Raw genomic sequence first — 14,133 nt, forward strand, 5'->3', positions numbered from 1 at the left:
GTCGTTTTCCACGAAAGATCCGACGTGCTGAACACCATCAAGTCCGCCTATGGGCGCTGGCGTAGTGGCCCCAATGCGGTGCCGGCCCTGCCGCCTGCCTTGCTGAAGAACCTGTATCCCATGCTGCTCCTGGCCATCGGCATCACCGCCATGGTCCTGATGTTCCTCTGGAAAGACCAGTCGGGCTACAAGCCCGTGTTCGGCGCCCGCGAGAAAGTGGCCGTGGCCGACATGATGAACGTGCTCGACGCCGAGAAGGTGCCCTACCGCGTGCACCCGGAAACGGGCCAGGTCCTGGTGCCGGAAGAGGAGCTGGGCCGCGTGCGCATGCTGCTCGCCTCCAAGGGTGTGACGGCCCAGCTGCCCGCCGGCCTGGAGCTCATGGACAAGAACGATCCCCTGGGCGTGTCCCAGTTCGTGCAGGACGTGCGCTTCCGCCGCGGCCTGGAAGGCGAGCTGGCGCAAAGCATCATGACCCTGGACGCCATCGCCACGGCGCGCGTGCACCTGTCGATCGCCAAGTCCACCTCCTTCGTGTCCAGCGACGGCGAGAAGTCTTCCGCCTCGGTGGTGATCTCCACCAAGCCGGGCCGCAACCTGGCGCCGGAACACATCGCCGCCATCGTCAACATGGTGTCGGGCAGCGTGGCTTCCCTGGCGCCCTCGCGCGTGAGCCTGGTGGACCAGGCGGGCAACCTGCTCTCCTCCCACGTGGACCTGACGGACGGCTTCGATTCCTCGGCCGCCACCAACGACAACCAGAAGCGCCTGCAGGACGAAATCAAGGGCAATATCCGCGGCCTGCTGGGCCCCATCGTGGGCGAAGAGAACTTCCGCCTGAGCGTGACGGCCTTCGTGGACAACGACAAGGTCGAGGAAACGGTCGAGAAGTACGGCGAAGCCCCGAAGGTGACGAGCGAAGCCATGCGCGAAGAGCAGGACCGCAACCGCGTGGCCATGGGCGTGCCCGGCACCCTGTCGAACCGCCCGCCCGCCGCCCAGCCGGCCCCGGCCACGGGCGCCGACGGCCAGCCCGTGCCCAACCCGACGGACGGCACGGCGCGCAAGAACGCCACCACCCGCCAGTACGCCTATGACCGCAGCATCACCCAGACCAAGCGCGCCCGCGGCCGCCTGGAACACCAGAACGTGGCCGTGGTGCTGGCGCAGGCCGCCGCGCCCTTCCCGAAAACGGGCTGGACCGCTGCCGAACTGGCCAATATCGACAAGGTGCTGCGCAACGGCCTGGGCATCAATGCCGAGCGCGGCGACACCCTGGTGGTGACGGCCATGAACTTCCCGGCCAAGGCCGCGGCCGTGCCCTGGTGGCAGGAGCGCGACAACGTGGTCGACATGAGCACCTGGGCCGGCTACGCCGTGGCCGCCCTGCTGGCCTACCTGCTGCTGGCCCGTCCGCTGCTCAAGCTGGTCACGGCCCGCGTGGCGCCGCCGGCGCCGCCGGCCGGCCCGCTGATCGCCGGCGGCGCCCGCGGCGGCGGCGTGCGCGCCGGCGCCACCGACGTGGCGGGCGTGGCGGGCGGCATGCTGCCGGGCGGCGCCACCGCCACCGCCCTGGGCCTGCCGGAAGGCGCGGGCATCGCCGTGGGCGCGGGCACCGTGGCCGCCGGCCTGCCGGCGGGCTCCGAACTGAACGGCGGCGGCATGCCGGTGGTGCCGCTGCTGGAAAACTACGACCTGCCGCCTGCCGGATCGCCGGTGGACGTGATGGTGGACCATCTGAAGACGCTGGCCGAGAAGGAACCGGAACGCGTCGCCGAAGTCGTCAAACAATGGATGCAGAAACATGGCCGAGCTTAAACAACTGGATGACCTGGACGAACCGCACACTCCCAGCCTGACCCCGGTCGAGCAGGCAGCCATCGTGCTGCTCTCCATCGGCGAAGAACAGGCGGCGGCCGTGCTGCGCTGCCTGTCGCGCGAGGAGCTGCTGGAGGTGACCCAGGTCATGTCGCGCATGAGCGGCATCAAGGTCGAGGCCGTGAAGGAAGCGGTGCAGACCTTCTTCGACGACTACCGCCAGCAGTCGGGCGTGCACGGCGCCTCGCGCGCCTACCTGAAGCGCTCGCTGGACCTGGCCCTGGGCAACGACATCGCCAACACCGTGCTCAACAGCATCTACGGCGACGAGCTGCGCCCGAAGATGGCGCGCCTGCAGTGGGCCTCGCCCAAGTGGCTGGCCGAATACATCGCCAACGAGCACGTGCGCATGCAGGCCGTGTTCCTGGCCTTCCTGCCGCCCACCCTGGCCGGCCAGATCCTGGACGCCCTGCCCCCGGACAGCCGCGACCTCGTGCTGCTGAGCCTGGCGCGCCTGGACGAAATCGATTACGACCTGCTGGGCGAACTGGACGAGCTGGTGGACCGCTGCCTGGCCTCCTTCGACATGCAGAGCACCAGCGTGGAAGGCGTGCGCCAGGTGGCCGAGATCCTGAACCGCCTGCCGGGCAACCGCGCCCAGATCGTCGAGCTCCTGCGCGCCCACGATCCGGAAGTGGTGGAGCAGATCGAGCTGTCGATGTACGACTTCCTGATCCTGGCTAACCAGACCGAACAGGCGCTCACCCGCATCATCGAGGAAGTGCCGCTCGAGACCTGGGCCATCGCCCTCAAGGGCGCCGACCTGGTCATCCGCGAGGCGGTGCTGCGCACCATGCCGAAGCGCCAGGCCCAGGCCTTCGAGGACATGATGCGCCGCGCCGGCCCCGTGCCCATGTCGCGCATCGACCAGGCGCGCCAGGAGATCATGCAGACCGTCAAGGCCCTGTCCGACTCCCAGGAAGTGGAAGTGCAGCTGTTCGCCGAAACGGTGGTCGAATGAAGCAGTTCCGCCCCTACCGCTTCCCGCCCCTGTCGCAGTTCGCCCCGCCGCCCACGGCCGGGCGCAACGGCCACAGCGCGGGCGATGCCGCCCAGTGGCAGGCCTCGATCAGCGAAGGCTTCGAGCAGGGCCAGCGCGACGGCTACGAGATCGGCCTGCAGCGCGGCCAGGAGGACGGCTTCGAGGCCGGCCGCCAGGCGGGCTTCGAGCAGGGCCGCGAGGAAGGCCGCCAGGAGAACCTGGTCAACTTCGACCAGCTGGCCCGGCCCGTGGACGCGATGCTGCGCAGCCTGCGCAAGCTGCGCGCCGACTACCGCGCCGCCCAGCGCAAGGAAGTGGTGGACCTGGTGGCCAAGGTGGCGCGCCAGGTGATCCGGGCCGAGCTGGCCCTGCAGCCGGTGCAGATCATGGCCCTGGTGGACGAGACCCTCGCCTCCATGCCGCCCACCCGCGAGGAAATCGATGTCTTCCTCAATCCGGAAGAACTGAAGAAGATCACCGAGCTCGATCCGCGCCGCGCCAAGCGCTGGAACCTGATCGGCGACGCCCGCATGGAGCCGGGCGAGATCCGCATCCGCGCCGGCGACAGCGAAGTCGACGCCGGCTGCCACCAGCGCCTGACGGCCGTCATGGAGCAGGTTGACCAGCAGCTCGCCGCTGCCGACGTGGAACCCGAGACCGAAAGCGAAGAATGATCGCCGACGCCCTGCGCAAGCTGGAACTCGACGAGGTGCCGCTGGCCACCCCCACGGGGCGGCTGGTGGGCGCCTCGGGCCTGCTGCTGGAAGCGGTGGGCTGCACCCTGCACACGGGCCAGCGGGCCCAGATCGAGACCGTGAACGGCGAATGGCTGGAGGCCCAGATGGTGGGCTTCCGCGACCGCACGGCCTACCTCATGCCCTTCAAGAAGGCCAGCGGCCTGTCCACCGGCGCGCGCGTGCTGCCCATGCCGGACAAGGCCAGCCTGCAGATCGGCCCCGGCTGGCTGGGGCGCATGGTCAACGGCCTGGGCGAGCCCATCGACGGGCTGGGCAAGCTGGGCGGCGACACGCCCCTGGAAACCCAGCCGCCGCGCGTGCATCCCCTGCGCAAGAAGCCCGTGTCCGAGCCGCTGGACGTGGGCGTGCGCGCCATCAATTCCATGCTCACGCTCGGCAAGGGCCAGCGCGTGGGCCTCATGGCCGGCTCCGGCGTCGGCAAGTCCGTGCTGCTGGGCCTCATCACGCGCCAGACCGTGGCCGACGTGGTGGTGGTGGGCCTGATCGGCGAGCGCTCGCGCGAGGTGCGCGAATTCGTCGACATGTCCCTCGGCCCCGAGGGCCTGCGCAAGGCCGTGCTGGTGATCGCCCCGGCCGACGAGTCGCCCCTGATGCGCATCATGGCCACCGAGCTGTGCCACTCGATCGCGGCCCACTACCGCGACCAGGGCAAGAACGTGCTGCTGCTGGTGGACTCCCTGACCCGCTACGCCATGGCCCTGCGCGAAGTGGCGCTGGCCCTGGGCGAGCCGCCCGCCACCAAGGGCTACCCGCCCTCCGTCTTCTCCAACCTACCGCAGCTGGTGGAATCGGCCGGCAACGGCGAGAACCCCCAGGGCAGCATGAGCGCCATCTACACCGTGCTGGCCGAGGGCGACGACCAGCAGGACCCGGTGGTGGACACGGCGCGCGCCATCCTGGACGGGCATATCGTGCTCTCGCGCGAGCTGGCCGAGCGGGGCCACTACCCGGCCATCAATGTAAGCGCCTCCATCAGCCGCTGCATGAACAGCATCATCGCCCGCGAGCACATGCTGGCCGCGCGCGCCCTGAAGGCCGCCATGGCCCGCTACGAGCGGGTGCGCGACCTGATTCCCTTGGGCGCCTATGTGCCGGGGGCCGATCCCGTGACGGACAAGGCCGTCAACCTGCATCCCCACATCGAGGAATTCCTGTGCCAGGGCACGAAGGAGGCCGCCCCCTTCACCCCGTGCGTGGAACAGCTTGAAAGGCTGGTGGCATGAGCAACGACAACCTGATCCGCAACCTGTCCACCCTGGTGGCCCTGCGCACGACGGAGCTGGAGAAGCTGCAGGCGGCCCAGGCGGCCAAGGAGGCGATGGCCGAGCGCTACCGCAAGAACCTGGAGCGCCTGAACCAGCTGGCCGTGAACAGCGGGGCCAGCGGCAAGCTGCCCATGGCCCTGGCCTCCAACTGCGGCGACTACAAGCAGGCCGTGCTGGCCATGGCCGACAGCCACCGCCTCGACCTCACCATGCACGAGGCCGACATGGCCGTGTCCCAGCGCGCCCTGAACGCGGCCTGGGCCAAGCGCGAAGTCCTGGGCCAGGTCCTGGAAAAGAAGCAGGCCGTGGTGGCGGGCGAGAAAAATGCCCAGGAACGCAAGCAACATGACGATCTGGCAACGCAACTGTGGTTGCGCAGTCAAAAACAGGGCTGAAACGACAGAAATTTCATAGAGAGCCTTCTGCGGTCGCCTTATAGCAGGGTACACTCTCATTTAATTTCCACGGAGCACGAAAATGGCCACCTCTTCCGTCCCGACTTACGATCCGAAAACCACCGCTACCCAGCTGGCCACGCTGCTGGTGCAGGACCGCCAGGCCCAGATCACGGCCCAGACCCAGCTCGCCAATGCGACCAACAAGGCCCTGACCGACCTCAATTCGGCCCTCAGCACCTTCCAGAGCGCGATGTCGGCCATGACCAGCCGCAAGTCCGTGGTGGCCAACACCGCCGCCCTGAGCGGCGACGCGGGCACGGCGACGGCGGACGCGACGGCTGTGGCGGGCACCTACAATTTCTATGTCGAGCAGTTGGCCACGGCCGGCCAGGTGGCCTACAACGGCATGGGCGACGCCACGGCCGCCGGCGCGGGCAACATGACGATCTACCTGGCCAACGGCGACAGCTTCGTCGTCGACCTGGACAGCGCGGACAAGGACGGCGACACCCTGCTCAGCCCCAAGGAGATCGCCGCGGCCATCAATACCGCCGCCGACAACAAGTCCATGATCACGGCCTCGACCATGACCATCAACGGCACCACCAGCCTGGTGCTGAGCAGCGTGGAGAGCGGCACGGACAAGGCCTTCGCCTCCATCGACCTGAGCAATCTCAGCGGCGAGCTGCAGGGCGCGCTCGACCCCAGCGCGCAGCAGCAGCTGGTCGCCCCGCAGGACGCCATCATGTGGGTGGGCGCCCAGGGCACGGGCACCCAGATCACCCAGGGTTCGAACACCTTCGCCACGGTGGACGGCGTGAAGATGACCTTCACCAAGGCGGGCGTGGATACCGTCCTGACGGTGGCCAACGACAAGAGCGGCACGGCCGCCAACGTGCAGGGCTTCGTCGATGCCTGGAACAAGATGGTGGGCGTGATCAAGACCATCACCGACCACGGCGACCCGGCCGCCAACAAGGCCGCCGCCGTCTTCTCCGGCGACGCGGGCATCAATGCCCTGCTGGGCCGCATGCAGACCCTGCTGCGCAAGACCATCGGCACCCAGAGCCTGGTGACCTTCGGCATCACGGCCCAGCGCGACGGCACCCTGGCCCTGAATTCGAGCCGCCTGGAAAAGGCGATGGCCACCAGCCCGGGCGGCCTCGACACGCTGTTCGGCAACAACAGCCTGAGCTCGCCGTCCGGCGTGCTGGGCGACCTGGACGGCCTGATCAAGACCTGGACCAATTCCGTGGACGGCCAGATCGGCGTGCGCAAGGACGGCAACGAACGCGTGCAGAAGACCCTGAGCCAGCGCCAGGAGCGCCTGAACTTCCAGTACGACACCGCCTACGCGCGCTATCTCGACCAGTTTACCCGCCTGCAGACCCTGCAGAACCAGATGAACAGCAACACGAGCATCTTCGACGCGCTGTTCAGCAAGGACAAATAAGCTTCACCCAACGGTAACCCAATGATGAATCAAGACGCCTACAGCAGCTACCACGCGACCAATCTGGACGCCCAGACCGCCCGGGCCTCTCCGGTCGAGCTGGTGCTGGTGCTGACCGACGGCCTGCTCGAGGAGCTGGCGCGCGCCCGCGGCCATATCGTGGGCAAGCGCTACGAGCAGAAGGCGCTGAGCCTGGACAAGTGCACCCAGATCCTCAACGGCCTGTCGAGCTCCCTGGACTTCGACAACGGCGGCGAGGTGGTGGCCAACCTGGGCCGCCTGTACGACTACTGCGTGGCGCGCCTCTACCGCGCGGGCGTCGACCTCGACCCGGCCATCATCGACGAGGTGACGGGCCTGCTGGCCACCATCAAGCAGGGCTGGCTCGGGGTACAGGCCAAGCATGGATAGGCAAGCGCAGCTGCTGCAGATGGTGAACCGCATGAGCGCCGCCACGGCCGCCGGCGACTGGAACGAGCTGGCCGCCCTGAACACCCTCATGGCCTCCTCCCTGCCCGCCATGGCGGCGCAGGGACGGTGGACGCCCGGCGAGAAGGCCGCCCTGATCGCGCTGCGCCAGCAGCACCGCGCCGCCGTGCAGCGCGTGGGCGAGGCCAGCGCCGAACTGGGCAAGCAGCTGGAATATATGCAGAACCACAAGACGGGCTGGATCGCCTACGCCCTCGACAACGAATTGGCCGATAACGAAGCATGATGATGACCCTGCCCGCCACCCCCAGCGTTCCCGCCGCCGACGGCACGCTGCTGCCCGGTTTCGCGGCCCCGGCCGAAACCCCGGCCGCCGCCACGGCCGAGCAGCCCGCAGGCCTGCCCCTGTTCGCGCAGCTGCTGGACCTGGCCGCCCTGGCGCCCCAGGGCGCCGAGGCCGCTGCCGAAGCGCCTGCGGACAGCCTGCCTGCCGATGAGGACAGCACCGGCCAGCCCGCCAGCGGCGACGGCGCTGCCGCCCTGGCCGCGATGATGCCGCCCCTGGCCGGCCTGCCTCTGCCCGTGGCCGCCGCCCCTGCCGTTCCGGCAGCCCCGGCCGGCGCCGCCGCCCCGGCGGAGGACGCCGTGCAGGCCGTGGCCGCCGCCGCGCCGCCCGCCGCGCCGCTTGCGGCCCCGGCCGCCAACGCGGCGCTGGCCCAAGCGCCGGTCCCGGCAGCAGCCGCTCCGGCACCCGCTGCCCCGCTGCCTTCCGCGGGCGCCGCACCGGCCGCCCGCGCCGCCGCGCAGGTGACCCAGGAGCAAGCTCCCGCCGACGAATCCGCCCCCGCCCCGGCGGCGGCGGCAGCGCCTGCACCGGCCGCCGCCGCCCCCTTGGCAGCCCAGCGCCCTGCCGCTCCCGTGCCCGGTTCCAGCGCGCCCCGCACCGCCCAGCCCGCCCAGCCGCAGCGCGGCAACGCAGCACCGGCGGGCCAGACGGCGCCTGCCGGCACCGCCACGGCCGCCAGCGCGGACAGCCCGGTGCTGGCCGCTGCGGCCAAACAGGGCGGCCACGAAGGCGGCAGCGCCGACGGCCAGGCCACGCCGGCCTTCCGCACCCTGATGGCAGGCAATACCGCCCTGCCCCAGGCCGCCGACGCCCCCGTGACCCTGGGCGGCAGCCCCGAACAGTGGCAGCAGCCCCTGCGCGCCGCCCTGGGCGAGCGCCTGCAGCTGCAGCTCCAGCGCAACAACGACCAGGCCGTGATCCGCCTGGAGCCGCCGAATATGGGCACGGTCGAGATCTCGATCCGCCACAGCGCGGGCAGCCTGCAGGTCAACATCTCGGCCAGCCACAGCGAAGTGCTGCGCCAGCTGAACCAGATCGGCGACAGCGTGCGCCAGGACCTGTCGCAGCGCCAGTACGGCGACGTGGCCGTGACCGTGTCCTCCGGCGCGGGCCGCGGCCTGGCCGACGGCGGCGGCAGCGGCCGCCAGGAGCGCGAACAGCAGGAGCGCGGCCCGGGCCGCGCCCTGTCCGACGGCGCCGATTCCCATTCCACCTTTGCCATGCTCACCGAGCGGGAGTAATTTGTAGATGAATAAGAAACTGGTGATCGTGCTCGCGTCCGTGGCCCTGCTGGGCGCGGCGGCGGCGGGCGGCGCCCTGTGGTATATCGCCAAGCCCGCCACGGCGGCGGGCAAGAAGGCCGCCCCGGTCGAAGAAGCCAAGCCCATGAAATACCTGACGGTGGATAAGGTCATCGTCATGCTGCGCCGCTCGCCCGGCGAGAACGCGCCCCACTACATGTCGGCCGACCTGGTGGTCGCCACCCCCGTGGAGAAGGAAAAGGAAACCAAGGAGCACCTGCCCATGCTGCGCAGCGTGGCCGTGCGCACCCTCTCGGCCTACCCGATGTCCAAGGCCGAGTCCATGACCATCGACCAGTATGCCGAAGAGCTCAACAAGGCCTTCGACGAGACCTATGCGCGCGAAGCGCGCGAGCGCCCGTTCAAGGAAGTGCTGATCGGGAAACTGATCCTGGAGTGATGCCGAAAGCACCGCACAGCGAGGCCAGCATGGGATACGCAGAACAGGTGGCAGAAGCCTACACGGAGGGCTACGGCGAGAGCGCCGCGTCGCCGCTCAGCCCGGCCGAGGAGCAGCGCCACCTGGTGGCGTATGCGCCCCTGGTCAAGCGCATCGTGCGCCAGCTCAATTCCCAGGTGGCGGGCGCCATCGACCGCGACGACATGGAGCAGATCGGGCTCATGGGCCTGCTCGAGGCCCTGCGCCGCTATGGCGCGCCGGATGCGGCCTTCGGCAGCTATGCGAGCCTGCGCGTGCGCGGCGCCATCCTCGACGAGCTGCGGCGCCAGGACTGGCGCCCGCGCGCCGTGCGCCAGCAGAGCCACAAGCTGCGCGATGCCGTGCGCGAGCTGACGCGCAAGCTGGGGCGCGAACCGAACGAGCAGGAAACCATCGCCGGCCTGGGCATCACGCCCGAGGAATACATGGCCTACCAGCTGGACGAGAACGCCGAGCTGATCGCCAGTTTCGACGAGGTGCTGCACGACCTCACGGCCGACAACGGCAGCGCCCCCGGCCCGGAAGAGGCCCTCATGGTGCGGCGCAGCCTGGAGCAGGCCCTGAACGGGCTGAACGAGCGCGAGCAGCGCGTGGTGCAGATGTATTACGAATTCGAGCTGAGCTACAAGGAAATCGCGGCGGTGCTGGACCTGACCGACGCCCGGGTATGCCAGCTCAACAAGGCAGCGCTGGGCAAGATGAAAGCGGTGCTGACGTCCTGAGCGCGGACGCAGCCAATATAAAAACCAAAGGGTAAAATCATGCAGCAATTAGTCGGCATTGTGATCGTTCTGGGCAGTATCTTTGGCGGCTACGCCATGATGGGCGGGTCCTTCCACGCCATCTGGCAGCCCATGGAGCTGATCGTGATCGCCGGCGCCGGCTTCGGCGCCATCGTGCTGGGCAATCCGTCCCACGTGCTGCACGAGATGACCACCCAGTTCAAGAAGATCCTCTTCCGCAAGAAGTACGATTCCGAATTCCAGCGCCAGCTCCTGCTGCTCATGTACGAGCTGCTGCAGCTGGCCGCCGGCGGCCTGAAGGCCCTGGACGCCCACGTCGAGGCGCCCAAGGACAGCCCCCTGTTCAAGCGCTATCCGGCCGTGCTGGAAGAGCCCAAGCTGCTCGCCTTCATCGTCGACAACTTCCGCCTGATGGCCATGGGCAAGATCAACGCCCACGAGCTGGAAGGCGTGCTGGAGCAGGAACTGGAAGCCATCCATGAAGAGCTGACCCAGCCTGCCAAGTCGCTCAACAAGATCGCCGAAGCCATGCCCGGCTTCGGCATCCTGGCCGCCGTGCTGGGCATCGTGATTACCATGGGCACCGTGAACGAGGGCGCCACCTCGGGCGAGATCGCCGAGCACGTGGGCGCGGCCATGGTGGGCACCTTCATCGGCATCTTCTTCTGCTACGGCGTGCTGGACCCCATCTCGAACATGATGAAGATCCTGGTGGGCGAGGAAGCCTCCACCCTGGAATGCGTGAAGGTGGTGCTGGTGACCCACGTGGCGGGCAAGCCGCCCCTGCTGGCCATCGACGCCGGCCGCCGCCTGGTGCAGCTGAACATCAAGCCAAGCTTCGCCCAGCTCGAGGGCTGGATCAATGCCATGGAAGGCCGCAACAGCGAGCCCGATACGTCGCGTCGTGGAGGCAGCCGTGCTAAAGCCGCATGACAAGGGCCACGGCGAGACCATCGTCAAGCGCGGGGGCGGCAAGCACAAGCACGACGAGCACGGCGGCGCCTGGAAGGTAGCCTTCGCCGACTTCTGCCTGGCGCTGATGTGCCTGTTCCTCGTGCTCTGGCTGATGGCCGCGCGCAATACCGAATCGCTGGAGCAGGTGCTGACCGAATCGGACGGCAACCGCACCGACCAGGGCAAGGGCGTGATGCCGCAGCAGGTGGGCGGCCCGCGCGGCAGCCTGATCGAGCGCTTCCCCATGCCCCGCACCGGCTACGCCGACGTGCAGGGCGAAGGCAAGAGCAACGAGCCGGCCAATCCCCAGCCCGCCAAGGTCAACTACCAGAGCCCGGAAGACCTGAAGAAGCTGGCCGACGCCCTGGCCGAAATGAGCAAGGACGCCGGGCTGGCCAACAACCTGGAATCGGTGATCACGCCCTACGGCCTGCGCGTCATGCTGCATGACACGGACAAGCAGGGCATGTTTGTGCGCGGCAGCGCCGTGCCCACGGGCCGCTTCGCCACCCTGCTCAAGAAGATGGGGCCCCTGTTCGCCCAGATGGAAAACCAGATGCTCATCGTCGGCCACACCGACTCGGCCCAGTACGCCGACACCAGCTATTTCGCGTTTTCCAACTGGAACCTGTCGTCCAATCGTGCGATGGCCGCGCGCGCCCAGCTCCTGCTTGGTACAATGCCTGCGGAGAGCGTGCTGCAGGTGGTGGGCATGGCCGACCGGGCGCCGCTCAACCTGAAGAATGCTGCCGCCTCGGAGAACCGCCGCATCGAGCTGCTGATCCTGACCACAGGCCAGGCCGATGCGATCAAGGCCATGTTCGGCATGCCGGGCGAGAACACCGCCGAGCTGGGCAAGGATATCGACGCCCAGGTGCCGGACGCCGGCGTCCTGCAGCAACTGCGCAACACGCTCGCGCCAAAGAGGTAAGGCATGAGCATTGAAACCAAGGCAAGGGGGCAACGCATGAGAATCATTACCGGAACGCCGGGCGGAGTGGTGGTGCAGACCGTCACGGACGCCGCCCCGGCCGAGGCGCCGCGCGCGCCCGCCGCCGCGCCCCAGGAAGCCCTGCAGTCGGCCGTGATGCAGCCAGCCCTGCAGGCCATGAAGGATATGCCCGATATCGACCACGCCCGCGTGGCCGAGCTGCGCGACGCCCTGGCCAAGGGCGAACTGCCCTTCAATGCGGGCAAGCTGGCCGGCCTGATCCAGCGTTTCCACGGGAGCGAGAAGTGAGCCATTCCCTGGCCCGCCCGGAAGCCATGAAACAGCTGCTGCAGGGCATTGCCGACGACCAGAAGGCCTATGGCGCCCTGCTGGAGCTGCTGGAACAGCAGCTGCGCGCGGCCATCGGCCACAAGCTCGACGAGCTGGGCCGGATCGCCGAGGCCATCGGCGCCCTGGCCGCCGAGCTGGAAGCCCGGCGCGCCCGCCGCGTGGAACTCGTGGGCGCCCTGCAGGGCGCAGGTTCCGGCATGGACGCCGTGTTCGCCCTGCTGCGCCCGGAAGCGAAGGCGCGCGCTGAAGCGGACTGGCAGGCGCTGGAGGGCATGGTGGTGGAGGCCAAGCAGCGCAGCCGCCGCAATGCCGACCTGCTGGCCGACCAGTTCACCATCATGCAGCGCGTGCTGCACGGCGAAGACCAGATCTATGAGCCGGCCTGATTTCACCCTGCCCACGGCGCCGACCGCCGCCACCGTTTCCAATATGACGGCGGCGCGCCCCGCCCTGCCCGCCGCCTTCGGCGGCAGCGGCGGCGCGCGCTTCTCCTCCACCTTCCTGGCCGTGCAGTCCGACGTGGCCGCCTTCATCCAGACCGGCAGCCCCGCTCCCGGTCTGGACGCCCCCGCCAGCGGCCTGACGGCCGACGGCGCCGCCCTGCGCGCCCGCCTGAGCGGCGCGGCGGCGATCGGCGGCACGGCGCCGGCGGAGGAAGCGGCCGAGGGCGCCGATACCAGCCTGCAGCAGCAGTTCCTCGCCTCGATCCGCCCCTATGCGGAGGAAGCGGGCGCGAAACTGGGCGTGGCGCCCGAACTGGTGGCCGCCCATGCGGCCCTGGAGTCGGGCTGGGGCCAGCGCCCCCTGCGCCAGGGCGGCGTGGACAGCAATAATCTCTTCGGCGTGAAAGCGGGCAGCCAGTGGCAGGGGGGTGTGGCCGCCGCCGCCACCACGGAATACGAAGGCGGCGTGGCCCTGCACAAGGTGGAGCGCTTCCGCAGCTATCCGGACCAGGCGAGCGCCTTCCGCGACTATGCCAGCCTGCTGGCCGACAATCCCCGCTACCACAAGGCCTTGAATGCGGGCAGCGACGCCCACGCCTTCGCCCGCGGCCTGGCTCAGGGCGGCTATGCCACCGATCCCGGCTACGCGGCCAAGCTGGCCAGCGTGGCCCGCCGCATCTCGTCCATGTCCAATTAATTCGCGGCCGGCAGTTCCGCCGGCTCCACCGTGCCCTGCTCCGTGACGCGGGCGCGGATCGTGACCCCGCTTGCATTCTTCACCCGTACCACGGCGCCCCGTGCGCCCGTATCCAGCGCCTCGCCCGACATGCTCACCTCGATCTGGTCCCGCTTCGCCACAATGCGCACCGGCTCGCCCCGCTTGACCAGGGGCGGCGCCACCAGCATGTTCTGGCGCAGCACGTCGCCCGCGCGCAGGCTGCGCCGGGCCGACATTTCCTGCACGGCGCCCAGGTCGGAGAAGGTGTCGGGCATGCCGCTGATGTCGTGGCGCTCGAGCAACAGGTCGCCCGGCGCCAGCAGCTTCCCGGCCGGCACGTCGGCCGCCGCCACGGCCACCTTGGCCGAGATCTTGTTGCGCGTGACAAAGTCGTACCGCCAGCCCCCCTGGTCCGGGCAGACGGCCACGAAGCGCATGCGGGCCGGGTTGCGCACGTCGGCCGCCTCCACCCGGATCGCCTGCGCGCAGGGGGCCAGGGGACGGCTGGTGCGCACCACTTCCACCTCGAAGGACGGCTCCAGCCAGCCGGCCGTTTCAGCCTGCCGTGCGAGTTGCTCTTTTGCAGCTTGTTGCACAGCAGCAATAACCCCGGGGCCCGGTGTGGCGGCTTGGACACCGGCTGTTGCGCCGAACGCCAAAAATGCCAGAAAGTAGCACACAGGGGGGTTGTTGAACATGGGCAATACCTTTACTATGGTGAGTGCGGCGGTTTCTCGCTGGGGA

General features: G+C 69.1%; 17 protein-coding genes. 16 read left to right on the plus strand and 1 reads right to left on the minus strand.

Annotated elements, in window-relative coordinates; all coding sequences use genetic code 11:
- Positions 1-24 precede the first annotated feature (24 nt).
- The 16 genes from fliF (at position 25) to LSQ66_RS11075 (ending at position 13,368) form a co-directional block, all read left to right on the plus strand.
- Positions 25-1,818 carry a flagellar basal-body MS-ring/collar protein FliF gene (fliF, locus tag LSQ66_RS11000; RefSeq protein WP_231769817.1) on the plus strand — a complete coding sequence of 598 codons (1,794 nt, stop codon included), beginning with the start codon at positions 25-27 and terminating at the stop codon, positions 1,816-1,818.
- A complete protein-coding gene (locus tag LSQ66_RS11005; RefSeq protein ID WP_231769818.1) occupies positions 1,805-2,839 on the plus strand; it encodes a flagellar motor switch protein FliG in 1,035 nt (344 codons plus the stop codon). The genes fliF and LSQ66_RS11005 overlap by 14 nt, the downstream gene beginning before the upstream one ends.
- The gene (gene fliH / locus LSQ66_RS11010; RefSeq protein ID WP_231769819.1) at positions 2,836-3,534 is read left to right on the plus strand and encodes a flagellar assembly protein FliH; all 699 of its coding nucleotides are present in this window, start codon (positions 2,836-2,838) and stop codon (positions 3,532-3,534) included. The genes LSQ66_RS11005 and fliH overlap by 4 nt, the downstream gene beginning before the upstream one ends.
- On the plus strand, positions 3,531-4,841 hold the full coding sequence (gene fliI, locus LSQ66_RS11015) for a flagellar protein export ATPase FliI (RefSeq protein ID WP_231769820.1): 1,311 nt from the start codon (positions 3,531-3,533) through the stop codon (positions 4,839-4,841). Before fliH ends, fliI begins: the two co-directional genes overlap by 4 nt.
- Positions 4,838-5,278 carry a flagellar FliJ family protein gene (locus LSQ66_RS11020; RefSeq protein ID WP_231769821.1) on the plus strand — a complete coding sequence of 147 codons (441 nt, stop codon included), beginning with the start codon at positions 4,838-4,840 and terminating at the stop codon, positions 5,276-5,278. The genes fliI and LSQ66_RS11020 overlap by 4 nt, the downstream gene beginning before the upstream one ends.
- 82 nt (positions 5,279-5,360) lie before the next feature.
- Entirely contained in the window at positions 5,361-6,734 is a 1,374-nt protein-coding gene (gene fliD / locus LSQ66_RS11025; protein WP_231769822.1) for a flagellar filament capping protein FliD, read from the plus strand.
- A gap of 21 nt (positions 6,735-6,755) precedes the next feature.
- A complete protein-coding gene (gene fliS / locus LSQ66_RS11030) occupies positions 6,756-7,145 on the plus strand; it encodes a flagellar export chaperone FliS (protein WP_231769823.1) in 390 nt (129 codons plus the stop codon).
- Positions 7,138-7,449 (plus strand): hypothetical protein, encoded by a 312-nt coding sequence (locus LSQ66_RS11035; RefSeq protein ID WP_231769824.1) that lies wholly within the window; start codon positions 7,138-7,140, stop codon positions 7,447-7,449. The genes fliS and LSQ66_RS11035 overlap by 8 nt, the downstream gene beginning before the upstream one ends.
- A complete protein-coding gene (locus tag LSQ66_RS11040; protein ID WP_231769825.1) occupies positions 7,446-8,750 on the plus strand; it encodes a flagellar hook-length control protein FliK in 1,305 nt (434 codons plus the stop codon). The genes LSQ66_RS11035 and LSQ66_RS11040 overlap by 4 nt, the downstream gene beginning before the upstream one ends.
- 7 nt (positions 8,751-8,757) lie before the next feature.
- On the plus strand, positions 8,758-9,210 hold the full coding sequence (locus LSQ66_RS11045) for a flagellar basal body-associated FliL family protein (RefSeq protein WP_231769826.1): 453 nt from the start codon (positions 8,758-8,760) through the stop codon (positions 9,208-9,210).
- 29 nt (positions 9,211-9,239) lie between these two features.
- Positions 9,240-9,971 (plus strand): FliA/WhiG family RNA polymerase sigma factor, encoded by a 732-nt coding sequence (locus tag LSQ66_RS11050; RefSeq protein WP_231769827.1) that lies wholly within the window; start codon positions 9,240-9,242, stop codon positions 9,969-9,971.
- Positions 9,972-10,010: 39 nt separating this feature from the next.
- The gene (gene motA / locus LSQ66_RS11055) at positions 10,011-10,925 is read left to right on the plus strand and encodes a flagellar motor stator protein MotA (RefSeq protein WP_231769828.1); all 915 of its coding nucleotides are present in this window, start codon (positions 10,011-10,013) and stop codon (positions 10,923-10,925) included.
- Positions 10,909-11,877: a flagellar motor protein MotB gene (locus LSQ66_RS11060; RefSeq protein WP_231769829.1), complete on the plus strand. Its 969-nt coding sequence runs from the start codon at positions 10,909-10,911 to the stop codon at positions 11,875-11,877. The genes motA and LSQ66_RS11060 overlap by 17 nt, the downstream gene beginning before the upstream one ends.
- A gap of 36 nt (positions 11,878-11,913) precedes the next feature.
- The gene (flgM, locus tag LSQ66_RS11065; protein WP_231769830.1) at positions 11,914-12,186 is read left to right on the plus strand and encodes a flagellar biosynthesis anti-sigma factor FlgM; all 273 of its coding nucleotides are present in this window, start codon (positions 11,914-11,916) and stop codon (positions 12,184-12,186) included.
- Positions 12,183-12,614, plus strand: coding sequence for a flagellar export chaperone FlgN (gene flgN / locus LSQ66_RS11070; RefSeq protein ID WP_231769831.1), 432 nt, complete (start codon positions 12,183-12,185; stop codon positions 12,612-12,614). The genes flgM and flgN overlap by 4 nt, the downstream gene beginning before the upstream one ends.
- Complete coding sequence (locus LSQ66_RS11075) at positions 12,601-13,368, plus strand: glycoside hydrolase family 73 protein (RefSeq protein ID WP_231769832.1); 768 nt, start codon at positions 12,601-12,603, stop codon at positions 13,366-13,368. Before flgN ends, LSQ66_RS11075 begins: the two co-directional genes overlap by 14 nt.
- Here LSQ66_RS11075 and flgA read toward each other — a convergent pair.
- A complete protein-coding gene (gene flgA / locus LSQ66_RS11080; protein ID WP_231769833.1) occupies positions 13,365-13,985 on the minus strand; it encodes a flagellar basal body P-ring formation chaperone FlgA in 621 nt (206 codons plus the stop codon). The genes LSQ66_RS11075 and flgA overlap by 4 nt on opposite strands.
- Positions 13,986-14,133: the final 148 nt, after the last annotated feature.

It is taken from the genome of Massilia endophytica, from assembly GCF_021165955.1.
In the GTDB taxonomy this organism is placed as follows: Bacteria; Pseudomonadota; Gammaproteobacteria; order Burkholderiales; family Burkholderiaceae_D; genus Rugamonas; species Rugamonas endophytica.